The organism is Pseudonocardia thermophila (genome assembly GCF_900142365.1).
GTDB lineage: Bacteria > Actinomycetota > Actinomycetes > Mycobacteriales > Pseudonocardiaceae > Pseudonocardia > Pseudonocardia thermophila.
The window spans coordinates 175832-197815 of sequence record NZ_FRAP01000002.1; the positions used below are offsets into that span (position 1 = coordinate 175832).

General features: G+C 73.2%; 22 protein-coding genes. 13 read left to right on the forward strand and 9 right to left on the reverse strand.

Translation table 11 applies throughout. The annotated features are described in order from the left end of the window. Nucleotides 1-335: 335 nt before the first annotated feature. The 7 genes from BUE41_RS03135 to BUE41_RS32810 form a co-directional block, all read right to left on the reverse strand. Entirely contained in the window at nucleotides 336-1055 is a 720-nt protein-coding gene (locus BUE41_RS03135; RefSeq protein WP_073455314.1) for a sirohydrochlorin chelatase, read from the reverse strand. Then, nucleotides 1052-2305 (reverse strand): sulfate adenylyltransferase subunit 1, encoded by a 1254-nt coding sequence (locus BUE41_RS03140; RefSeq protein ID WP_073455315.1) that lies wholly within the window; start codon nucleotides 2303-2305, stop codon nucleotides 1052-1054. Before BUE41_RS03140 ends, BUE41_RS03135 begins: the two co-directional genes overlap by 4 nt. After that, nucleotides 2305-3207, reverse strand: coding sequence for a sulfate adenylyltransferase subunit CysD (cysD, locus tag BUE41_RS03145; RefSeq protein WP_073455316.1), 903 nt, complete (start codon nucleotides 3205-3207; stop codon nucleotides 2305-2307). Before cysD ends, BUE41_RS03140 begins: the two co-directional genes overlap by 1 nt. Before the next feature lie 18 nt (nucleotides 3208-3225). After that, the gene (locus BUE41_RS03150; RefSeq protein WP_073455317.1) at nucleotides 3226-3927 is read right to left on the reverse strand and encodes a phosphoadenylyl-sulfate reductase; all 702 of its coding nucleotides are present in this window, start codon (nucleotides 3925-3927) and stop codon (nucleotides 3226-3228) included. After that, nucleotides 3924-4070: a PDDEXK family nuclease gene (locus tag BUE41_RS03155; RefSeq protein ID WP_073455318.1), complete on the reverse strand. Its 147-nt coding sequence runs from the start codon at nucleotides 4068-4070 to the stop codon at nucleotides 3924-3926. Before BUE41_RS03155 ends, BUE41_RS03150 begins: the two co-directional genes overlap by 4 nt. Then, nucleotides 4067-5731, reverse strand: coding sequence for a nitrite/sulfite reductase (locus tag BUE41_RS03160; RefSeq protein ID WP_073455319.1), 1665 nt, complete (start codon nucleotides 5729-5731; stop codon nucleotides 4067-4069). Before BUE41_RS03160 ends, BUE41_RS03155 begins: the two co-directional genes overlap by 4 nt. Before the next feature lie 85 nt (nucleotides 5732-5816). After that, nucleotides 5817-5903, reverse strand: coding sequence for a putative leader peptide (locus BUE41_RS32810; protein ID WP_407691646.1), 87 nt, complete (start codon nucleotides 5901-5903; stop codon nucleotides 5817-5819). Between the two features lie 266 nt (nucleotides 5904-6169). On the opposite strand from BUE41_RS32810, the gene hemW reads away from it, so the two are divergent. Next, entirely contained in the window at nucleotides 6170-7309 is a 1140-nt protein-coding gene (gene hemW, locus BUE41_RS03165) for a radical SAM family heme chaperone HemW (protein ID WP_073455320.1), read from the forward strand. A 3-nt stretch (nucleotides 7310-7312) separates the two neighbouring features. Here hemW and BUE41_RS31120 read toward each other — a convergent pair whose 3' ends face one another. Beyond that, the gene (locus BUE41_RS31120) at nucleotides 7313-7771 is read right to left on the reverse strand and encodes a hypothetical protein (protein WP_200803743.1); all 459 of its coding nucleotides are present in this window, start codon (nucleotides 7769-7771) and stop codon (nucleotides 7313-7315) included. Nucleotides 7772-8133: 362 nt separating this feature from the next. Between BUE41_RS31120 and hrcA the strand changes: the two genes are divergently transcribed. From hrcA to BUE41_RS03205, 7 genes are all read left to right on the forward strand, one after another. Continuing rightward, nucleotides 8134-9153, forward strand: coding sequence for a heat-inducible transcriptional repressor HrcA (gene hrcA, locus BUE41_RS03175; protein ID WP_073455322.1), 1020 nt, complete (start codon nucleotides 8134-8136; stop codon nucleotides 9151-9153). Nucleotides 9154-9204: 51 nt separating this feature from the next. Beyond that, the gene (dnaJ, locus tag BUE41_RS03180) at nucleotides 9205-10359 is read left to right on the forward strand and encodes a molecular chaperone DnaJ (RefSeq protein WP_073455538.1); all 1155 of its coding nucleotides are present in this window, start codon (nucleotides 9205-9207) and stop codon (nucleotides 10357-10359) included. A gap of 142 nt (nucleotides 10360-10501) precedes the next feature. Then, entirely contained in the window at nucleotides 10502-11239 is a 738-nt protein-coding gene (locus BUE41_RS03185; protein ID WP_073455323.1) for a 16S rRNA (uracil(1498)-N(3))-methyltransferase, read from the forward strand. Between the two features lie 406 nt (nucleotides 11240-11645). After that, nucleotides 11646-12446 carry an alpha/beta hydrolase family protein gene (locus BUE41_RS03190; protein ID WP_073455324.1) on the forward strand — a complete coding sequence of 267 codons (801 nt, stop codon included), beginning with the start codon at nucleotides 11646-11648 and terminating at the stop codon, nucleotides 12444-12446. Between the two features lie 14 nt (nucleotides 12447-12460). Continuing rightward, nucleotides 12461-12994, forward strand: a complete 534-nt coding sequence (locus BUE41_RS03195; protein WP_073455539.1) for an isochorismatase family protein — start codon at nucleotides 12461-12463, stop codon at nucleotides 12992-12994. 127 nt (nucleotides 12995-13121) lie between these two features. After that, nucleotides 13122-14153 carry a PhoH family protein gene (locus BUE41_RS03200; RefSeq protein ID WP_084754292.1) on the forward strand — a complete coding sequence of 344 codons (1032 nt, stop codon included), beginning with the start codon at nucleotides 13122-13124 and terminating at the stop codon, nucleotides 14151-14153. Nucleotides 14154-14249: 96 nt separating this feature from the next. Continuing rightward, nucleotides 14250-15818, forward strand: a complete 1569-nt coding sequence (locus BUE41_RS03205) for an alpha/beta hydrolase (protein ID WP_143171943.1) — start codon at nucleotides 14250-14252, stop codon at nucleotides 15816-15818. Between the two features lie 108 nt (nucleotides 15819-15926). Here BUE41_RS03205 and BUE41_RS03210 read toward each other — a convergent pair whose 3' ends face one another. After that, nucleotides 15927-17156 (reverse strand): FAD-binding protein, encoded by a 1230-nt coding sequence (locus BUE41_RS03210; RefSeq protein WP_073455325.1) that lies wholly within the window; start codon nucleotides 17154-17156, stop codon nucleotides 15927-15929. Between the two features lie 61 nt (nucleotides 17157-17217). Here BUE41_RS03210 and BUE41_RS03215 point away from each other — a divergent pair, with 61 nt between their 5' ends. From BUE41_RS03215 to era, 5 genes are all read left to right on the forward strand, one after another. Next, a complete protein-coding gene (locus tag BUE41_RS03215; protein WP_073455326.1) occupies nucleotides 17218-17814 on the forward strand; it encodes a TetR/AcrR family transcriptional regulator in 597 nt (198 codons plus the stop codon). Nucleotides 17815-17891: 77 nt separating this feature from the next. Continuing rightward, a complete protein-coding gene (ybeY, locus tag BUE41_RS03220) occupies nucleotides 17892-18428 on the forward strand; it encodes an rRNA maturation RNase YbeY (RefSeq protein ID WP_073455327.1) in 537 nt (178 codons plus the stop codon). A gap of 10 nt (nucleotides 18429-18438) precedes the next feature. After that, the gene (locus BUE41_RS03225) at nucleotides 18439-19839 is read left to right on the forward strand and encodes a hemolysin family protein (RefSeq protein WP_084754294.1); all 1401 of its coding nucleotides are present in this window, start codon (nucleotides 18439-18441) and stop codon (nucleotides 19837-19839) included. After that, nucleotides 19836-21056, forward strand: a complete 1221-nt coding sequence (lhgO, locus tag BUE41_RS03230) for an L-2-hydroxyglutarate oxidase (protein WP_073455328.1) — start codon at nucleotides 19836-19838, stop codon at nucleotides 21054-21056. Before BUE41_RS03225 ends, lhgO begins: the two co-directional genes overlap by 4 nt. Then, nucleotides 21053-21976: a GTPase Era gene (gene era / locus BUE41_RS03235; RefSeq protein ID WP_073455329.1), complete on the forward strand. Its 924-nt coding sequence runs from the start codon at nucleotides 21053-21055 to the stop codon at nucleotides 21974-21976. Before lhgO ends, era begins: the two co-directional genes overlap by 4 nt. Nucleotides 21977-21984: the final 8 nt, after the last annotated feature.

Genomic DNA, 21984 nt, shown 5'->3' on the forward strand with positions numbered 1-21984 from the left:
TCGCGCGTTTAGCCCGGTGAGTCCTGCGCTCGGGCCCGGAGAGTTCGGCATCTGGTCTGGCCATTTCTCCGTTCGGTGCAGCGAGTTGCACATCTGAGGGGGTTGTTGGGCGCTGACATCTGCCCCCGTCCCGGGACCCTGGCGTCCGGTGCGTGCCGAAATGCGCGACTCGCCCGACGGAGCGCGCCTGTCGGGGCATTTGCGGGACTCGCCGTCACGAAAGCCGCAACTCGGCGTCCCGGTAAGGACCACTCGCGGGCCTCGTCGGGGCAACTCGCCGGGCTCGTCGGGGCAACTCGCGCCCCGGGCTCGGGCCCGACGTCGGATCCCGGGGCTCAGCCGGCCCTCCAGCGCACCCGTTCCCGGGCCAGGGTTTCCCGGTACCTCGCCACGACGAGGTCGGCGACGGCGGGGTGAGCGCCGAGGGGTTCCCCGACGACCGCGCCGGCGGCTGCCGCGGCGCGGGCGATCCGATCGGGCAGCAGCCCCGGCGCGAGCACCCACTGCGCGACCGCGATCCGCCGGGCACCGGCCGCCCGCAGCTGGGCGATCGCGTCAGTGACCGACGGCTCCGCGGTCGCGAAGGCGGCCCGCGCCCCCGCCCAGCCGAACCGGTCCCGCCACTCGGCCGCCGCCGCCGCGACGACGGCGTTGGCCGGCGCGTGCGACGACCCCACCCCGGCCAGCACGACGCCCAGAGCGGGATCGTCGAGGGGGCCGGCGACGGCGGCGAGGCGATCGAGCGCCGCCGCCTCGACGGCGGGTCCCAGTACGTCGGTCACCAGCACCCCGGGCCGCCCGGACCGCGCCACCTCACCCGGCACGTCGACCCGCGCGTGGTAGGCGTGCCCGAGCAGCAGCGGCACCACGACCGCCGACGTGACCCCACCGAGCACGTCGCGCAGCCGTGGTGCCGACAGATCGAGGAACGCGGTGCGCACGTCCAGCTCGGGGTGCCGGGCGCGCACCACGTCCATCAGCTCGGCGACGGTGGCCGCTGAGCGCGGATCGCGGCTGCCGTGCGCGACCCCGACCAGCGGCGGCGCGGTGGTCACGAGACCTGCAGGGGATGCCCCACGAGCCCGGCGGCCAGCGTGTTCCCCGACGGCGGATCGATGAGCAGGAAGCTGCCGGTCGCGCGGATCTCGGCGTACGGGTCGACGGGCAGCGGGTCGGCCGTGCGCAGCGCGACGCGGGCGATGTCGTTGATGCCCAGCTGTTCGGTGCCCTCGACCCAGGCCACCGCGTCGGTGTCGAGCCGCTCGCCGAGCGCGCCGACGATCACCGGCGTGGTGCGCGTGCCGTGCTTGAGCAGCAGCCGCGCGCCCGGACGCAGCGGCTTGTCCGCCAGCCAGCACAGCGTGGCGTCCAGCTCGTTCGTCACGGCCGGGGCTGCGCCGGCCGCGGCGAGCAGGTCCCCGCGGGCGATGTCGATGTCGTCGGCGAGCCGCACCGTGATCGAGCGCCCCGCCCCGGCGGCGGGCAGCGGCCCGTCCGCCGTGTCGACGGACGTGACGCTGGTCCGGATCCCGGCGGGCAGCACGACCACCTCGTCACCGGGCGCGACGGTGCCGGCGCCGACCTGACCCGCGTACCCGCGGTAGTCGGTGGCGTGGTCGCGGATGACGTACTGCACGGGCATCCGGAACGGCCGATCGATCTCCGGGCCGGTCACCGGCACCGACTCCAGGTAGCCGAGCAGCGTCGGGCCGTCGTACCAGGGCGTGCGCTCCGAGCGCTCCACCACGTTGTCGCCGACCAGCGCCGACACCGGGATCGTCACCACCGACTCGAACCCCAGCGACGCTGCCAGACCGGCGAAGTCCTTGCCGATCGCGGTGAGCACGGCCTCGTCGTAGTCGACGAGATCGATCTTGTTGATGGCCAGCACCAGCCGCGGCACCCGCAGCAGCGCGAGCACGGCGGCGTGCCGGCGGGTCTGCTCGACCACCCCGTGCCGGGCGTCGACGAGCAGCACCGCCAGCTCCGCGGTCGACGCTCCGGTGACCGTGTTGCGCGTGTACTGGACGTGCCCGGGCGTGTCGGCCAGCACGAACCCGCGCTTCGGCGTGGAGAAGTACCGGTACGCGACGTCGATCGTGATGCCCTGCTCGCGCTCGGCGCGCAGCCCGTCGACCAGCAGCGACAGGTCCGGCGTGGCGAGCCCCTTGTCCACCGACGCCCGGGTGACCGCCTCGATCTGGTCGGCCAACACCGATTTGGTGTCGAAGAGCAGCCGCCCGACCAGCGTCGACTTGCCGTCGTCCACCGACCCCGCCGTCGCGAAGCGGAGAAGATCCGTCATCAGAAGTAGCCCTCGCGCTTCCGGTCCTCCATCGCCGCCTCGGAGAGGCGGTCGTCGGCGCGGGTCGCACCGCGCTCGGTCAGCCGGGACGCCGTGACCTCGGCGATGATCTCGTCGACCGTGCTCGCCGTGGACTCGACGGCGCCGGTGCAGGAGCCGTCGCCGACGGTCCGGTAGCGCACGGTGCGCTCCTCGAGGGCCTCGGTCCCGCGCGGCCCGCCCCACGGGCCCTCCGCGAGCCACATCCCGTCGCGCCGGAACACGGCACGCCGGTGGCTGAAGTAGATCGACGGCAGCGCGATCCGCTCCCGGCGGATGTAGCGCCAGACGTCGAGCTCGGTCCAGTTCGAGATCGGGAAGACGCGCACGTGCTCGCCGGGCGCGTGCCGCCCGTTGTAGAGGTTCCACAGCTCGGGGCGCTGCGAGCGCGGGTCCCACCGGCCGAACGCGTCACGCAGGCTGATGATCCGCTCCTTCGCCCTGGCCCGCTCCTCGTCGCGGCGGCCGCCGCCGAACACCGCGTCGAACCGGTGCTCGGCGATCGTGTCCAGCAGCGGCACGGTCTGCAGCGGGTTGCGGGTGCCGTCGGGCCGCTCGGTGAGCCGCCCGTCGTCGATCCAGTCCTGGACGTGCGCCACCACCAGCCGCAGGCCCAGCCGGGCGACCAGCTCGTCGCGGAACGCGATGACCTCGGGGAAGTTGTGCCCGGTATCGACGTGCAGCAGCGGGAACGGCACCGGCGCCGGCGCGAAGGCCTTCACCGCCAGATGCACCAGCACCGTGGAGTCCTTGCCGCCGGAGAACAGGATCACCGGGCGGTCGAACTCGCCCGCGACCTCGCGGAAGATGTGGATGGCCTCGCTCTCCAGCGCGTCGAGGGCGTCAAGCGTCGGCGCGGTCACGCCACGACCTCCGTTCGTTCACTGGACATGGAGGCCGCACTCGATCTTCCCGGTGCCGGCCCAGCGGCCGGACCGCGGATCGGCCCCCGGCGCCGGCTTGCTCGTGCACGGCGCGCATCCGATCGACGGGTACCCCTCGCCGACCAGCGGGTTCACCAGGACCCGGTGCTCGGCGACGTAGCGCTGCATGTCCTCGTCGGTCCACGCCGCGATCGGGTTGATCTTCACCAGCCCGAACTTCTCGTCGTAGGTGACGAGCGGCGTGTTCGCCCGGGTCGGAGCCTCGACCCGGCGCACCCCGGTGACCCACGCGTCGTAACGCTCGAGCACCTTCTGCAGCGGTACGACCTTGCGCAGTGCACAGCACTGGTTCGGGTCGCGGGCCCACAGGTCCTCGCCCCGCTCCGCGTCCTGCTCCGCGACGGACTGCTCGGGCCGGGCGTCGACGATCCGCACGTCGTAGACCTGCTCGACAGCGTCGCGGGTGCCGATCGTCTCGGGGAAGTGGTAGCCGGTGTCCAGGAACAGCACCTCGACGCCGGGCGCGGCCTTCGCGGCCAGGTCGACGAGCACCGCGTCCTGCATGTTGGACGCGACGATCAGCCGGTCGAACGTCGCCGCGGCCCAGGCGAGCACCGCCTCTGCGGACGCGTCCGGACCGAGCCGCTCGGCGCCCTCGGCCGCCAGCGCACGCAGATCGGCCTCGGTGGCCACGCTCATGAGGGCACTCCGATCCCGAGCATCTTCAGCGTGAACGTCCGCAGGCAGGAGGAGCACCACCAGGCGCCGTGCGCGGCCTCGGACGGGCGCAGGTCCTCCTCGCCGCAGTACGGGCAGTAGAACGGCACCGCGCGTTCGCTCACTTCAGGCTCTCCTCGTCCGCGCGCAGCACCCACTGCGCGAACCGCTCGCCCTCGGTGCGCTGCTCGACGAAGTTGCGCACGACGCGCTCCACGTAGTCGCCCAGCTCGGCGCTGGTGACCTTCAACCCGCGCAGCTTGCGGCCGAAACCGGCGTCCAGGCCGAGGCCACCGCCCAGATGCACCTGGAAGCCCTCCACCTGCTCGCCGTCGGCGGTGGTGACGATCTGGCCCTTGAGCCCGATGTCGGCGACTTGCGTGCGCGCGCACGAGTTGGGGCAGCCGTTGAGGTGGATCGAGATCGGCACGTCGGGGGAGACGTCGGCGAGGCGCTTCTCCAGGTCCTCGACCAGCCGGATCGCCCGCTCCTTCGTCTCGACGATCGCGAGCTTGCAGAACTCGATGCCGGTGCAGGCCATCGTCGAGCGCCGCCACGGCGACGGATCGGCGGGCAGCCCGAGCTTGTTCAGCTCGGTGACGAGGCGATCGACCGTGCGATCCGGCACGTCGAGCACGACGATCTTCTGCTGCGGGGTGAGCCGTACCCGCCGCGACCCGGCCGCCTCGACGATGTCGGCGAGCTGGACGAGGGTGGTGCCGGAGACGCGGCCCGACGAGGGCGCGACGCCGATGTAGTTGCGGCCGTCCTTCTGCTTGTGGACGCCCACGTGGTCGATCGGGCGCTCCGGCACCTCGGGCGCGGGGCCGTCGATCAGCTCGCGGCCCAGGTACTCGTCCTCCAGCACCTGGCGGAACTTCGCCACGCCCCAGTCGGCGACGAGGAACTTCAGCCGCGCTCGGTGCCGCAGCCGCCGGTAGCCGTAGTCGCGGAAGATCGAGACGACGCCCTCCCACACGTCCGGGACCTCCTCGAGCGGCACCCACACGCCCAGCCGCTGCGCGATCCGCGGGTTGGTCGACAGGCCGCCGCCGACCCACAGGTCGAAGCCCGGGCCGTGCTCGGGGTGCACGACCCCGATGAACGAGATGTCGTTGACCTCGTGCGCGACGTCCTGCTGCCAGGAGATCGCCGATTTGAACTTGCGCGGGAGGTTGGAGAACGCCGGGTTGCCGACGTAGCGCTCGACGATCGCGTCGATCGCCGGCCGCGGGTCGATCAGCTCCTCGGCGGAGATGCCGGCGACGGGCGAGCCGAGGATCACCCGCGGGGTGTCGCCGCAGGCCTCGGTGGTCATCAGTCCGACGCTCTCCAGGCGCTTCCAGATCGCCGGCATCGACTCGATCTCGATCCAGTGGTACTGGATGTTCTGCCGGTCGGTGATGTCCGCGGTGTCGCGGGCGTAGGACTGGCTGATCTCGCCGAGCGTGCGCAGCTGCTCCGTCGTGAGCGCGCCGCCGTCGATGCGCACCCGCAGCATGAAGTAGCGGTCGTCGAGCTCCTCGGGCTCGAGCACGGCGGTCCGGCCGCCCTCGATGCCGGGCCTGCGCTGGGTGTACAGGCCCCACCAGCGCATCCGGCCGCGCAGGTCGGCCGGATCGATCGAGTCGAACCCGCGCTCGGCGTAGATGGTCTCGATGCGGGCCCGGACGTTGAGCCCGTCGTCGTCCTTCTTGGTGCGTTCGTTGGGGTTGAGCGGCTCGCGGTGGCCGAGCTTCCACTGACCTTCGCCGCGCTTGCGCTTGACAGGGGTGGTGGGGGGCATGGGGGTGCCTTCGGAATCGCGGCGCGCGCGAGCGTGCGCACGGCACACTCCGGCGCCGGTGGTGGGAGGACTGGCCGGCGGAGAGTCAGCCGTGCAGACAGAGCGCGCTGTTCACGCGCAGGAGATCGACGTGCCGGCGGGCCACGAGCAGCAGCGTGTCCGGCGACGTCATGGGCCTCAGGGTGCCATCTGTCCGGTCAGCGATCCACGGATGTCCACATGGTGGGAGCTGGTTCACATGTGCGGGCCCGGGGACCGGGCGTTCGATTCACCTCGTCAACCCCGCACCGACCGCCTCGTCGCCGGTTCCCCCGGGCGTCCGCGATCACCCGTTCGGCCCATCGTCGACGTGCGCGTGGATCGGCGTCCGACTCGCACGTGACACGGCACCTGATGCGGCGCCTGATCCGGCGTCCGCGCGCGGCGTAGCGTGGGCGGGTGCCGTTCGGGGTCTACGTGCACGTGCCGTTCTGCGCGGCGCGCTGCGGCTACTGCGACTTCAACACCTACACCGCCTCCGAGCTGGCCGGCTCCGGCGCCTCGCCGGACGGCTGGTTCGACGCGGTGCGCCGCGAGCTGGACCGGGCGGTCGCGACGGTGGGGGAGCGGCGCGTCGACACGGTCTTCGTCGGTGGCGGCACACCGTCGCTGCTCGGGGCGGAGCGCCTGGCCGGTGTCCTGGACGCGATCCGCGGCGCGTTCGGGCTGGCCGCCGGCGCGGAGGTGACCACGGAGGCCAACCCGGAGTCGACGTCGCCGGAGTTCTTCGCCGGCCTGGCCGACGCGGGCTTCACGCGCGTGTCGCTGGGGATGCAGTCCGCGGCGCCGCACGTGTTGGCGGTGCTGGACCGCCGACACACCCCCGGCCGGGCGGTCGAGGCGGCGCGCGAGGCGCGGGCGGCCGGTTTCGTGCACGTGAACCTCGACCTGATCTACGCGACCCCGGGCGAGACCGACGACGACCTGCGCGCCTCGCTCGACGCCGTCCTCGACGCGGGCGTCGACCACGTCTCCGCGTACGCGTTGATCGTCGAGGAGGGCACGGCGCTGGCCCGGCGGGTGGCGCGCGGCGAGCTGCCCGCCCCCGACGACGACGTCGCCGCCCGCCGCTACGAGATCGTCGACGACCGCCTCGCCGCGGCGGGGCTGCGCTGGTACGAGGTGTCGAACTGGGCGGCCGACGAGGCCGCGCGCTGCCGGCACAACCTCGGCTACTGGCTCGACGGCGACTGGTGGGGCCTCGGCCCCGGCGCGCACTCGCACCTGGCCGGTGTGCGGTGGTGGAACGTCAAGCACCCGGCCCGCTACGCCGCGATGCTCGCGGCCGGGGAGGCGCCGGAGGCCGGGCGGGAGGTGCTGACCGCCCAGGAGCGCCACACCGAGCGGGTCATGCTCCGGCTGCGGCTCGCATCGGGGTTGCCGCTGGATCTGCTCGACGAGCCGGCCCGCGCCGTGGCCGACCGCGCCGTGGCCGACGGCCTCCTCGTGCGCGACGCGGACGCGGTGGTGCTCACCCGGGCCGGTCGGCTGCTCGCCGACGCGGTCGTGCGGGACCTGCTCACGGCCGTGCCCGCCTGAGCGTCACTCCGGCGGTTCCGGCGGCAGGCGACGGGCGTCGCAGCCGGGGCAGGTCAGTGCGCAGGAGATGGGATCGCGGTAGCCGCACTCGGGGCACGCCCACCCGCTCGCTTCTTCCGCGAGCAGCTCCAGCAGCTCCTCGGGAACCTCCTCGTCCCCGTTCATCCCGGTCCCGTTCATCCCGTCCCAGCCCCTCCCAGGTACGCCCGTCCGCACGGGGAGCCGGTGGCCGACCTCGAGGCCCTCGGTGAGGCCCAGCTCCTCGAGCTCGCGCACGTCGCGCTCGACGGGCAGCGTCTCCTGCCCAGCCGGGCGGCCGGGTCCGGGGCGCGGACCGCCGGGTTCTCCGCGATGAGGTTCAGCACCGTCTTCGTCCACGGACCGCGGCGGGACGCCCGGCCCGAGCCGGTCGAGCCGCGCGGTGATCTCGGCCAGCTCCTCGTCGGTGAGGTCGGCGCGCACCCGTAGCACCACCGCGGATCGGGGCCGGCCAGCCGCACCGAGATCCGGTGGAGCGTGCCCTCGCCGCGCGCAGCGCCGCGACCGTCGGGTAGCCCGCGGCCCGGGCGTCGGCGGCCGTGAGCCGGGACAGCGCCACCGGTTCCACGGCCGTGAACTCCAGGACCCCCCACCGGAGTACGCTGGGTACCGCCCACCCGGACCCGGTGCGCGGCCCACCTGCGGAACGGCACCGCCACCCGTCCGGCGGCGATGGCGTCCAGGACCGGCCTGCGGATGAGCACGCATCACATTCTTCACGACGGCTGACGGCCCTCCGCAGCTCGTAATATGGACATACGTCCAGGACATCCGGGGAGGGCTGGTTGAACGCCGAGGAACGCCGCTTCGCCGTCCTGCGTGCGATCGTCGCCGACTACGTGGCGACCAAGGAGCCGGTGGGCTCGAAGATGATCGTCGACCGGCACAACCTCGGTGTGTCCTCCGCCACCATCCGCAACGACATGGCGGTGCTGGAGGACGAAGGGCTCATCGCCCAGCCGCACACGAGTGCGGGCCGGATCCCCACCGACAAGGGATACCGCGTCTTCGTCGACCGGTTGGCGCAGATCAAGCCGCTGTCGGCAGCGGAACGCCGAGCCGTGCAGAGCTTCCTCGAGGGGGCCGTCGACCTCGACGACGTGCTCCGCCGCAGCGTGCGCCTGCTGGCTCAGCTGACCCGTCAGGTCGCCGTCGTGCAGTACCCGACGCTGACCCGCTCGACCGTGCGGCACTGCGAGGTGGTCGCGCTGACCCCGGCGCGGCTGATGCTGGTGCTGATCACCGACAGCGGGCGGGTCGACCAGCGCATCGTCGACCTGGGTGAGGTGCTCACCGACGACGACGTGGCACAGATCCGCACGCTCGTCAACAAGGCACTGACCGGGCGGCAGCTCGCCGCGGCGTCCGCCGAGGTCGCCGAGCTGCCCAACCAGTGCCCGCCGCACCTGCGCAAGGTCCTCACGTCGGTGTCGACCGTGCTCATCGAGACGCTCGTGGAGCACCCCGAGGAGCGTCTGGTGCTCGGTGGCACCAGCAACCTGACCCGCAGCGCCAGCGACTTCCCCGGCTCGCTGCGCCAGGTGCTGGAGGCCCTCGAGGAACAAGTCGTGATCCTCAAGTTGTTAGCCTCTGCGCAGGACACCGGAAACGTGACGGTCCGCATCGGCGAGGAGAACGAGGCGGAGGATCTGCGGAGCACCTCCGTCATCTCGATCGGCTACGGGCCCGGCACCGTGGTCGGCGGAATGGGGGTCGTGGGTCCCACGCGGATGGACTACCCGGGTTCGATCGCGGCGGTCCATGCGGTCGCTCGTTACGTGGGTGAGATCCTGGCCGGGCACTGACATCGCGTCCGATCAGCGGAGCGAGCGAGAAGGATCATGGGGAACACGCACGTGGCACGGGACTACTACGCGATCCTGGGGGTCTCCCGGGATGCCGGACCCGATGAGATCAAGCGGGCGTACCGGCGGCTCGCCCGCGAGCTGCACCCCGACGTCAACCCCGATCCGGACGCTCAGGAACGCTTCCGCGAGGTCAACACCGCCTACGAGGTCCTCTCCGACCCCGAGAAGCGCCGCATCGTCGACCTCGGCGGCGACCCGATGGCCAGCGGTGCCGCGAGCGCCGGTGCGCAGGACCCGTTCAGCGCGTTCGGGTTCGGCGACATCATGGACGCCTTCTTCGGCACCACCGGGGCCGGTCGCGGTCGCGGGCCGCGCAGCCGGGTGCAGCCCGGCGCCGACGCGCTGATCCGCCTGCGGCTGACCCTGGAGGAGTGCGCCAGCGGCGTCACCCGGGATCTGCAGGTCGACACCGCCGTCCTGTGCTCCGAGTGCACAGGGTCCGGCTGCGCGCCCGGCACCTCGACGATCACCTGCGACATCTGCCACGGCAGCGGTGAGGTGCAGAGCGTGCAGCGCTCGTTCCTCGGCCAGGTCGTCACCTCTCGCCCCTGCCCGAAGTGCCGCGGGTTCGGCGAGGTCATCGAGGAGCCGTGCCGCAAGTGCGCCGGCGACGGGCGGGTGCGTCAGCGCCGCACCGTCACCGTGCGGATCCCGGCCGGTGTGGCCGACGGCATGCGGGTGCGGCTGGCCGGCCAGGGCGAGGTCGGGGCCGGCGGTGGGCCCGCGGGCGACCTGTACGTCGAGGTCGAGGAGGAGCCGCACGAGCTCTTCACCCGAGACGGCGCCGACCTGCACTGCACCGTCGCGCTGCCGATGACCGCGGCCGCGCTCGGCGCCACCCTGCCGCTGCCGACGCTGGACGGCGTCGAGGAGCTGCACGTCGAACCCGGCACCCAGCACGGCACTGTGCGCACCCTGCGCGGCAAGGGCATGCCCCGGCTGCGGTCGAGCGGACGCATCGACGGCTACGGCGACCTGGTGGTGCACATCGAGGTCGTCGTGCCGACGAAGCTCGACGCGAAGCAGACCGAGCTGCTGCGCCAGCTCGCCGCCCTGCGCGGCGAGGACCAGCCGAACCTCGCCGCGGACTCGAGCCGCAACGGGCACGGCCTCTTCTCGCGGCTGCGCGGCTTCGGTCGCTGATCTGGATCGGTCCGGCTCGGCCGGCCAGCCGGGGACGGGCGGCGGCCCGGGTGGGTCGTCGGGCGGCGGCGAGTCGCGCGGCCGAATGCGCGACTCGCGGGGTGGCGCCCGGCCACACGCCCCGGGCGGGGAGGATTCGGCCGTGACGACCGCACCGCTGTTCCTCGTCGACGAGCTCCCCGCGGGCGAGCACGCCGTGCTGGACGGGCCAGAGGGCCGGCACGCGGCCGCCGTGCGCCGGCTGCGGGCCGGGGAGGAGCTGCAGCTGTCCGACGGGCGCGGGGGAGTGGTCCGCGCGGTCGTGGCGGCGGCCGGGCGGGACAGCCTCGATCTGCGCGTCCTGTCCCGCGCGCGCGTCGATCCGCCCGCCCCGCGGGTCGTGCTCGCCCAGGCCCTGGTGAAGGGCGACCGCGGCGAGCTGGCGGTGGAGATGGCCACCGAGGCCGGGGTCGACGCCGTCGTGCCGTGGCGCGCGGCCCGCTGCATCGCCCGCTGGGACGACGGCCCGCGCGGCGCCAAGGCGCTCGCCCGCTGGCGGACGACGGTGCGCGAGGCGGCGAAGCAGGCCCGCAGGCCGTGGATCCCGCCGGTCGCCGAGCCGGTGTCGACGGCCACCCTCGCCGAACACGTCGCCGCGGCTGCGGCGACCCTCGTCCTGCACGAGGCGGCGAACACCGGCATCACCGACGTCGACCTGCCCGAAGCGGGCGATCTGCTGCTCGTCGTGGGCCCGGAGGGCGGCATCACCGACGACGAGCTGGCTGTCCTCGCGACGGCTGGGGCCCGCCCGGTGCGGCTCGGCCCGGAGGTCCTGCGGGCCTCGACGGCGGCCGCGGTGGCGCTCGGCGCGTTGGGCGTCCGCACCCGCAGGTGGACGTGATCTTCGTTACCCGACCTGACCGGCAGGTATCCGCTGCGTGAACGGCAGCTGAACGACGGATGGCTTCGTGTAGTGCGGTTTTGTCGTAGTTTGAACACTGACTATTACGGTCGGTAGCCGACCGTGCAGCTGCACGTGCCGCTGAATGGTCCCCCGTCCCGCCGCACCCGGTTCGGCATCCGGGTGACCTTCGCTGCCGTCGTGCGGCGGGGTCGGTACTGTCTAGACGTTCCCGCCCAGCACAGGGCCGGGATGAGGGCTGCGGACCGAGTCCGCAGGGCCACCGGGGAGTCCCCCTCGTCCGGTGGTTCCAGCCACGTCGCGGTGGCCGTCCCCCCACGCCCACCGCGACGTGGCGCACTCCCGCCACGAACACCCTCCGTGGTGTCCCTGCGAGGATCCGGGTATGCCCGGTGGCGCAGCTGCGGTCCCGACCATTCGGCGGATCACGTACGGCGACGGCGCCTGCCGCTTCGGGGAGCTCTCGCTCCCGCCCGGCGACGCACCCGTTCCCGGCACGGTCGTCGTGGTCCACGGCGGGTTCTGGCGCGCCGCCTACGGCCTGGAGCTCGGCCGCCCGCTCGCGGCCGACCTCGTGCGCCGCGGCTGGGCGGTGTGGAACGTCGAGTACCGCCGCGTCGGCGGTCCCGGGGCCGACGCGGGCGGTTGGCCGGCCACCTTCGAGGACGTCGCCGTCGCGGTCGATGCGCTGGCCGGTCCGGTCGCCGAGGCCGCGAGCGGCCGGATCGATCCCACCCGGGTGGTCGCGGTGGGGCACTCGGCGGGCGGCCACCTGGCTGCGTGGCTGGCCGCCCGGCCCGGGCTGCCCGACGGCGCGCCGGGGGCCGCACCCGCCGTCGTGCTGCTCGGCGCGGTCAGCCAGGCCGGGGTGCTCGACCTGGACGACGGCGCGCGGCAGGGCCTCGGTGCGGGCGCGATCCAGGCGTTCCTGGGCGGCGGCCCCGACGAGGTCCCGCAGCGCTACGCCCTCGGCTCCCCGATCGAGCGGGTCCCGTTCGAGACGCCCGTGGTGTGCGTGCACGGCACGGCGGACGACCGGGTGCCGATCCGGCAGAGCGAGCGGTTCGCCGCGGCGGCCGGTGCCGAGCTGGTCCGCCTGCCCGGCGTCGACCACTTCGCCGTCATCGACCCGGCGACCGATGCGTGGCGGGCCTGCCGCGACGCCGCGGAGCGCCTGCTCGGCTGAGCTACTCTCCGTCCGTGCTGCTCTCCACCGCCGGCGCCGCCCTCCTGCTGATCGACCTGCAGCAGCGCCTCGTCCCGGCGATCCACGGAGGCGCGGACGTGGTCGCCAACGCCGTGCGGCTCGCGGAAGCCGCCCGGCTGCTCGACGTGCCGTGCTGCGCCACCGAGCAGTACCCGCAGGGGCTCGGCCCGACCGTCCCCGAGCTGGCCGAGCACCCGCAGCTCGTGCTGAGCAAGACCGCGTTCGCCGCCACCGCCGATCCCGGCTTCGCCACGCTCCTCCCGCCGCGCACGTCGGAGATCGTCGTGGCCGGTGCGGAGGCGCACGTGTGCGTGCTGCAGACCGTGGTGGGCCTCGTCGCCGCCCGGCACCGGGTCGTGGTGGTCGCGGACGCGGTGGGCTCGCGCAAGCCCGCGGACATGGCGCTCGCGCTGGAGCGGATGCAGCGGCACGGCGTCGAGGTCGTCTCCACCGAGATGGTGCTCTTCGAATGGCTGCGCGACAGCGCTCATCCGCGGTTCCGCGACGTGCAGCGCCTCATCAAGTGACTCATCCTGCGACGGAATTGCGCGGGCGCCGGGTCGGTGTCCGGCGGTACCATCGGCCCGTCATCGAAACCCGGAGTGAAAGCAGGCGGCACAACCCTTGACCCAACCGGATTCTGTCCAGTCCCGCATGGCCGTTCCGGATGCCGCTCTGCTCGCGCTGCTGGGCTCGCGAGACGAGAGCCTGCGCGCTGCCGAGGAGCTCCTCGACGCCGACGTGCACGTCCGCGGTAACGAGATCACCTTCACCGGCCGCCCCGGCGACGTCGCGTTCGCGGAGCGGGTGTTCACCGAGCTCGTGACGATCGCCGAGCGGGGCCAGCTCGTGTCGGTCGACGCGGTGCGCCGCACCGTCGAGATGCTCGCCGACGGCGACGCCGACGAGCGCGAGCGCCTCGGGGAGTCCCCCGCCGAGGTGCTGTCCCTCGACATCCTCTCGCGCCGCGGCAAGACGATCCGGCCGAAGACCCTCAACCAGAAGCGCTACGTCGACGCGATCGACGCGCACACGATCGTCTTCGGCATCGGTCCTGCGGGCACCGGCAAGACCTACCTGGGCATGGCGAAGGCCGTGCAGGCGCTGCAGGCCAAGATGATCAACCGGATCATCCTGACCCGGCCGGCCGTCGAGGCCGGTGAGCGGCTCGGGTACCTGCCGGGCACCCTCTACGAGAAGATCGACCCGTACCTGCGGCCGCTGTACGACGCGCTGCACGACATGCTCGAGCCCGAGACGATCCCGAAGCTCATCGCGGCCGGGACGATCGAGGTCGCGCCGCTGGCGTACATGCGCGGGCGCACGCTGAACGACGCCTTCATCATCCTCGACGAGGCGCAGAACACCACGCCCGAGCAGATGAAGATGTTCCTCACCCGGCTCGGGTTCGGCTCGAAGATCGTCGTCACCGGCGACATCACGCAGGTCGACCTGCCAGACGGCGCCCAGTCCGGGCTCGCGGTCGTGCGCGACATCCTCTTCGGCATCGAGGACGTCCACTTCGCGGAGCTGTCCTCCGCCGACGTGGTGCGCCACCGGCTCGTCGCCGACATCGTCGACGCCTACGCCCGCTACGACGAGGCCGGCCGCCGCGCCGAGCTGCGGTCGGCGGCCCCGCGCAACGGCCCGCCGCAGGACCTGCGCCGCCGTCGCGGTCGCCGCTGAGCCGGTCATCCGAGGGGGTACGAGCGCGCGGCCGTTCGTGGGGTGCCGCGGCGAGCCCGGTGCGCCCGCCGCGGTCCCGCGGGCAGGATCGCTCCCGTGCGGATCTTCTGGCGGGCGCTGTGCGCGAGCCTGTCCATCCTCGCCGTCGGCGCGGCACCGGCGCCGGCCACGGTCCGGCCGGTGGCTGCTGCCGCCACCGGCGACCCGGCGCTCGCCCCGTACTACACCCAGCGTCTGAACTGGGGTTCGTGCACGCCGCTTGCTGACACGGACGAGGATCGGGTCACCTTCGCCGATCCCCGGTTCGACTGCACGTTCCTGACCGTGCCGCTGGACTACGCGCACCCGGACGGCCGCCAGGCGAAGATCGCGATGATGCGGGTGAAGGCGACCGATCCGGCCCGCCGCATCGGCACCGTGTTCACCGACCCGGGCGGACCGGGCGGGTCCGGCGTCGAGTTCCTGCCCCGCTTCGCCGACGGCGTGCGCGACACCGCCGTCGCGCAGCGGTTCGACCTGGTTGGATTCGATCCGCGCGGGGTGGGGAAGAGCACCCCGACGATCGACTGCTCCACCACGGCCGAGATCGACGCCGAACGCGCCGATCTGGACCTCGACCCGTCACCGGAGGGCGTAGCGCAGACGGAGGCGGAGAACCGGGAGTTCGCCAGGCGCTGCGCCGACCGGGTCGGGCTCGACGTCCTCGCCAACGTCGGCACCCGCGACGTCGCCCGCGACCTGCACATCGCCCACCGCGTGCTCGGCGACGATCGCCTGACCTACGTCGGCTACTCGTACGGCACCCGCATCGGCGCCGAGTACGCCGCCCAGTTCCCGGCCGACGTGCGCGCCCTCGTCCTGGACGGGGCCATCGACCCGTCCCTCGGGCCGGTCGAGTCGCGGGTGACCCAGTCGCGCGGCTTCCAGCGGACGTTCGACAACTTCGCCGCCGCCTGCGCGGAGCAGTCCGGCTGCCCGCTCGGGTCCGATCCGGCGAAGGCGTCCGCGCGGCTGCAGGAGATCCTCCGCCCCCTCATCGACGAGCCGGTGCCCGCGGAGCCCGGCCGCGTCCTCGGCTACACCGACGCCATGACCGGCGTGTTCGCCGCCCTCTACAGCGAGGCGGCGTGGGGGTTCCTCGCCCAGGGGATCGCGCAGGTGGAGCAGGGCAGGGGCACGAACCTGCTGCGCCTGGCCGACATCTACTACGAGCGCGACCCGAAGGGGGACTACTCCAACCTGCTGGAGGCGTTCCAGGCGATCAACTGCGTGGACTCGGAGCCGGTGACCGACCCGGAGACCGCGCTGCTGATCAGTGCCGAGTCCCTGCGGCTCGCCCCGTTCACCGACGCCGGGTTCGGACCCAGCGCGGCCCGGGAGCTGTGCGCGTTCTGGCCGGTCCCGCCGACGTCGAAGGCGGGCCCGGTCGTGGCGCCCGGCTTGCCGCCCACGATCGTGGTGTCCTCCACCGGCGACCCGGCCACCCCGTACGAGGACGGCGTCGCGCTGGCCCGCCAGATGGGCGCCCGGCTGGTCTCCGTCGAGCACGACAGCCACACGGTGGTGCTGCAGAAGGCGAACGCCTGCGCGGACGAGATCGCCGTGCGGTACCTGGTCGACCTGCAGCTGCCGGAGGGGGACGTCACCTGCGCCCGGCAGCGGTGAGGTGATCCAGGAGGCGGCGGCGCCGGCCCGTTCTTCGACGGACGGCACTTCCGTGAGCACCGGTGCTCACGGAAGTGCCGTCCGTGGGTTCGGCGGGGCCGGGAGAACTCAGTCGAGCAGCGCCGCCAGGTACGCGTTGCGGAACGTGCCCGCCGGGTCGTGCCGCCCCACCAGCTCGGCCCACCGCCCGAACTCGGGCCAGCGCTCCCGCACCACGGCCGGTGCCAGCGCGGACAGCTTCGCCCAGTGCGGCCGCGCTCCGAGCGGCTCCAGCGCTGCGTCGACGGCCGCGACGACGGGCTCGACGGCGGGACTGTCGTCCCACGTGAAGTGGAAGGCGACGGTGTCGCGCCCGGCGGCGGGAGAGAGCCACGTGTCGTCCGCGGCGATCGAGCGGACCTCGCAGACCTGCAGGACGGGAGCGATCGTCTCCCTGACGGCGTCGAGCGCGCGCAGTCCCGCCCCGGCCAGTTCGCGGGGCAGGAACCACTCCGACTGCAGCTCGTCGCCCGTGCTGGGGGTGAACTCGAGCCGGAAGTGCGGCAGGCGCGCGTGCCACGGCCCCGGCTCGCCCCGCTGCGGGGTGCAGTGCCGCGGATCCACCCCGCGCACCATGTGCCGGGGGCCATCGGCGGGTGTGGTGCCGAGCCATCCCGGCTCCGGCACCGGGTCGCCGTCGCGCACCTTGAGCCACACCTGCTCGAACCCGGCGCCCGCCCAGTGGGTGAACGCGCTGACGCTGTACGCGGCGGAGAGCGCCGCGTCGACCGCGTCGAGGTCGGTCAGGCCCTCGTGCACCCACTGCCGGACCCCGAACGCCGGCACTACGTCCAGCGTCACCGCCGTGACCACACCGAGCGCGCCCAGGGCGATCACCGAGCCCGGGAAGTCGGGCTCGCCGCGGCGGACCGTCCGCAGCGCGCCGTCGGCGCCGACGACCTCGATCGCGCGGGCGTACGCCCCGAGCACCCGATTGGCGTCCCCGGAGCCGTGCGTGCCCGTCGAGCACGCCCCGGCCACCGAGATGTGCGGCAGTGAGCCCATGTTCGCCAGCGCGAGACCGGCAGCGTCGAGCGGTCCCACGACCTCGCCGAACCGCATCCCGGCCCCGACGGTCACGCAGCCCTGCGCCTCGTCGATCTCGATCCGCGCGGGCAGCCCGGCCACCGAGACGAGATCGCCCTCGGTGTCGGCGATGCGGTTGAACGAGTGCCCGGTGCCGACGGCGCGGACCCGTTCGCTACCCGCCACCAGCTCCTGCAGCTCGGCGATCGATCGGGGGTGGTGGACGGCCCGCGCGGAGTAGCGGACGTTGCCGGCCCAGTTGCTGGTCACCACGTAAGCAACCTAACGGCCAGCAGAACTCTACGGCTGCTGAAATCTTGGCTACCGTGGGACCATGAGCACTGCGCGTCGGCGTCCCGGCCGCCGGGGCGCCGACGCGGGCAACCGGGGGAAGATCCTCGCTGCGGCTGCCAAGCGGTTCACCGAGCTCGGGTTCCGCGCCACCACGATCCGGGGCGTCGCCGCCGACGCCGGGGTGGACCCGGCGCTGGTGCACTACTTCTTCGGCACGAAGGAGCAGCTGTTCGCCCAGGCCATGGCGCTGCCGCTCGATCCGGGCGCGGTGGTCGAGGAGATGCTCGCCCCGGGCGTCGACGGGGTGGGCAGGCGGCTGGCCGCCCGCCTGCTCCAGGTCCTCGACGAGACTGCGCCGGCGAACCCGGTGCTGGCGCTCATCCGCTCCGCCACCGCGCACGAGTCGGCGGCGACGATGCTGCGCGAGTTCCTCACCGCGGCCGTGCTGAACCGCATCACCGCCGCGCTGGACGTCGACCGCGCCGAGCTGCGGGCTGCGCTCTGCGCCTCGCAGGTGGTCGGGCTGATCGTGGCCCGTGAGGTGGTCGGGCTGCCCGCGCTGCGCACGACCGACCGGGCTGTGCTCGCCGGGATCTACGGCGACACGCTGCAGCGCTACCTCACCGAACCCCTCTGAACCTCTCCGGCCCCGCCGCGCAGTCGCCGACGAGCACCGCAGCACGGAGCTCCGCCGAGCGCGACTATCCTCGACGCGTGTCCATCGAGGTCTGCAACGAGTCCGGCATCAGCGTCGACGAATCGCTGATCGCCTCCGTCGCGCGCTTCGCTCTGGACGCGATGCAGGTCAGCCCGGCCGCGGAGCTGTCGATCCTCCTCGTCACCGAGGAGGCGATGGCCGAGCTGCACGAGCGCTGGATGGACCTACCGGGCCCCACCGACGTGATGGCCTTCCCGATGGACGACCTGGCCGAGGAGTCCCGCCGACCGGACGCGCCCGACGTGGGCCCGGCGCTGCTCGGCGACATCGTGCTGTGCCCGCAGTTCGCCAAGCGCAACGCCCGCGCTGCCGGGCACTCGCTCTCCGACGAGCTGCACATGCTGACCGTGCACGGGATCCTGCACCTGCTCGGCCACGACCACGCCGAACCCGAGGAGGAGCGCGAGATGTTCGCGCTCCAGAACCAGCTGCTCATCCGCTGGCTGGACGCCCGCGAGCGGGCCGCCCTCGCCGAGAAGCAGCGGCGCAAGGACTCCAAGGTGCTCGGCACCGTCGGCCTGGACGACGACTGACCGCCGGCCGATGCCCCCCGCCGCCGTCCCCATGATCGTCGTCGCGGTGCTGCTGGTACCGCTCGCGGGGCTGTTCGCCATGGCGGACGCGGCGCTCAACACCGTCTCCCGGGCCCGGGTCGACGCGCTGGTGAAGTCCGGCCGTCCCGGGGCGCGGGCGCTCGCCCGGATCGTCGCCGACCGGCCGCGACACGTGAACCTGCTCCTGCTGCTGCGGCTGATCGCGGAGACCGCCGCGACGGTGCTGCTCACCGTCGGCCTGGTCATGACCTTCGACGCGGTGTGGGTGGGTGCGCTCACCGCCGGCGCGATCATGGTCGTGGTCTCGTACGTGCTGATCGGCGTGGGCCCGCGCACCCTCGGCCGCCAGCACCCGTACCGGATCGGGATGCTGATGGCGGCGCCGATCGGCGCGCTGGCCACGCTGCTCGGGCCGCTCGCCCGGCTGCTGATCGTCGTCGGCAACGCGATCACCCCCGGCCAGGGCTTCCGGCAGGGCCCGTTCTCCTCCGAGGTCGAGCTGCGCGAGCTGGTCGACCTGGCCAGCACCAGCGGCGTCGTCGACGAGGACGAGCGGCAGATGATCCACTCGGTGTTCGAGCTGGGCGACACCCTCGTCCGGGAGGTGATGGTGCCCCGCCCGGACGTCATCTGGGTGGAGCACGACACCCCGATCGAGAAGGTCGTGAAGCTGGCCCTGCGCAGCGGCTACTCGCGCATCCCGGTGCTGGGTGAGTCGATCGACGACATCATCGGGGTCGCCTACCTCAAGGACCTCGTCCAGGCCCAGGCCGAGCGCCCGGGCACCCCGCTGGTCGAGGTGATGCGGCCGCCGATGTTCGTGCCCGACTCCAAGCGCGCCGACGAGCTGCTCAAGGAGATGCAGGCCGCTCGCAACCACATGGCGATCGTCGTCGACGAGTACGGCGGCACCGCGGGGGTCGTCACGATCGAGGACATCCTCGAGGAGATCGTCGGCGAGATCACCGACGAGTACGACATCGACCAGGTCCCCGACGTGCAGGAGCTCGGCAACGGGGTCCGGCGGGTGTCGGCCCGGCTGCCGGTCGAGGACCTCGACGAGCTGTACCCGCCACCCGACGGCGGCCCGAGCCCGCTCGCCGAGCTGCTGGCCGGGATCGACGTCGACACCGTGGGCGGCCTGCTGGGCCAGCGGCTGGGCAAGGTGCCGCTGCCCGGCGCGACCACCGAGGTCGCCGGGCTGCGGCTCACCGCGGAGGGCGGGAAGGACCCGCGGGGCCGGGTCCGCATCACCTCGGTGCTGGTCGAGCCGATCGCCCGACCGCAGCCCGGAGAAGACCACCAGGACGACGAGCACGGCGCGCCGGAGCGCGCCACGAGGAGAGCGATGACCGGCAACTCCGACCACCGCGCGCAGGAGGCCTCGTGACGCCGACCCCGCACTACGACGTCGTCGTGGTCGGTGGCGGCATCGTCGGGCTCGCCACCGCGTGGGCCGCGATCCGCACCGGCCGCAGCGTGGCGGTCGTGGAGCGCGAGCCGCGCCTGGCCGCACACCAGACCGGCAACAACTCCAACGTCATCCACTCCGGGCTGTACTACGCACCCGGCGGGTTGAAGGCGCGGCTCGCGGTCGCCGGCTGCGCGGAGACCAAGCAGTTCGCCCGCGCGCACGACCTGCCGTTCGCCGAGACCGGCAAGCTGGTGGTCGCCACCGAACCGGAGGAGCTGCCGCGGCTGGCCGAGCTGGCCCGTCGCGGCGCCGCCAACGGTGTGGAGGTGCATGAGCTCGACCAGGCCGGCATGCGCGTCCACGAGCCGCACGTGCGCGGCATCGCCGCCCTGTGGGTGCCGTCCACCGGCATCACCGATTTCCGGCTCATCGCGGAGAAGCTCGGCGAGCTGGTGCAGCAGGCCGGGGGAGACGTCTTCCTGGGCCGGCCGGTGGAGAAGGTGCTGCGCCGCCGCCGCGACGTCGTCGTGCGCACCCGCTCCGGCGATCTCCTCGGCTCCCGCGTCGTCGTCTGCGCCGGGCTGCACTGCGACGAGCTGGCCCGCTCCTCGGGCCTCGAGCCGGGCATGCGGATCGTGCCGTTCCGCGGCGAGTACTCCGGCTTCTCCGACCGGGCCGCCGAGCTGGTCAAGGGCCTGATCTACCCGGTGCCCGACCCGGCGTTCCCGTTCTTGGGCGTGCACGCCACCCGCGGCGTCGACGGGCACGTCCACGCCGGCCCCAACGCGGTGGTGGCGCTGGCCAGGGAGGGCTACTCGTGGACCACCGTCGACGTCCGCGAGTTCCTGTCGACGATCGCGTACCCGGGCATGCTGCAGATCGCGCGCAAGCACTGGCGCTACGGCTTCGGCGAGATGCACCGGTCGCTCTCGCGGTCGGCGATGGCCCGTCAGATCCAGCGGATGCTGCCCGATGTGCGGGCCGAGGACCTCTCCCCGGCGGGCGCGGGCGTGCGCGCCCAGGCGGTGCGGGCGGACGGCACGCTCGTCGACGATTTCCTGCTGCTCTCCGACGGGCCCGTGCTGCACGTGCTCAACGCGCCCTCACCGGCGGCCACGGCCGCGCTGCCGATCGGGCGGGAGATCCTGCACCGGCTCACCGGTGACGTACTGGCCCCGGTGGGTGCGGCGTGACGTTCCCCGAGGTACCCGAGGGCTTCCGCTCGGGATTCGCCTGCTTCGTCGGCCGGCCCAACGCCGGCAAGTCGACGCTGACCAACGCGCTGGTCGGCGAGAAGATCGCGATCACGTCCAGCAGGCCGCAGACCACGCGGCACGCGATCCGCGGCATCCTGCACCGCCCGGACGCGCAGCTGATCATCGTCGACACCCCGGGCCTGCACAAACCGCGCACGCTGCTCGGGGCGCGGCTGAACGACATCGTCCGCGACACGTGGGCTGAGGTCGACGTGATCGGCTTCTGCGTGCCCGCGGACGTGCCGGTGGGCCGCGGCGATGAGTTCATCATGCGGGAGCTGCGCCGGGTCGCCGGACGCACCCCGGTGATCGGGATCGTCACCAAGACCGACCTCGCCCGCCCGGAGCAGATCGCCGAGCGGCTCACCCAACTGGCCGACAACAAGATCATCGAGTTCGCCGAAGTCGTGCCGTGCTCGGCTGTGGACGGGTTCCAGACCGACGTGCTGGCCGATCTGCTCGTCAGCCGGCTGCCGGAGGGCCCGCCGCTCTACCCGCACGGGGAGCTGACCGACGAACCGGAGGAGACGCTGGTCGCCGAGCTCATCCGGGAGGCCGCGCTGGAGGGTGTGCGCGACGAGCTGCCGCACTCCATCGCCGTCACGATCGACGAGATGATCCCCCGGCCGGGCCGCACGGACGGCATGCTCGACGTCCACGCCACCATCCACGTGGAGCGGGACAGCCAGAAGGGCATCGTGATCGGCAAGGGCGGGGCTCGGCTGCGCCAGGTGGGTTCCGACGCCCGCCGGCAGATCGAGAAGCTGCTCGGCACCAAGATCTACCTCGACCTGCACGTCACGGTGTCGAAGGACTGGCAGCGCGACCCGAAGCAGCTGCGCAAGCTGGGCTTCTGAGTCAGCGG

What these genes read in the sequence shown, in the direction of transcription:
- BUE41_RS03225 (WP_084754294.1), top strand. Translation starts at nt 18,439, where the DNA reads ATGCCCCCCGCCGCCGTCCCCATGATCGTCGTCGCGGTGCTGCTGGTA.
- BUE41_RS03215 (WP_073455326.1), top strand. Translation starts at nt 17,218, where the DNA reads ATGAGCACTGCGCGTCGGCGTCCCGGCCGCCGGGGCGCCGACGCGGGC.
- BUE41_RS03200 (WP_084754292.1), top strand. Translation starts at nt 13,122, where the DNA reads ATGGCCGTTCCGGATGCCGCTCTGCTCGCGCTGCTGGGCTCGCGAGAC.
- BUE41_RS03160 (WP_073455319.1), bottom strand. Translation starts at nt 5,731, where the DNA reads ATGCCCCCCACCACCCCTGTCAAGCGCAAGCGCGGCGAAGGTCAGTGG.
- BUE41_RS32810 (WP_407691646.1), bottom strand. Translation starts at nt 5,903, where the DNA reads ATGACGTCGCCGGACACGCTGCTGCTCGTGGCCCGCCGGCACGTCGAT.
- BUE41_RS03150 (WP_073455317.1), bottom strand. Translation starts at nt 3,927, where the DNA reads ATGAGCGTGGCCACCGAGGCCGATCTGCGTGCGCTGGCGGCCGAGGGC.
- BUE41_RS03140 (WP_073455315.1), bottom strand. Translation starts at nt 2,305, where the DNA reads ATGACGGATCTTCTCCGCTTCGCGACGGCGGGGTCGGTGGACGACGGC.
- BUE41_RS03190 (WP_073455324.1), top strand. Translation starts at nt 11,646, where the DNA reads ATGCCCGGTGGCGCAGCTGCGGTCCCGACCATTCGGCGGATCACGTAC.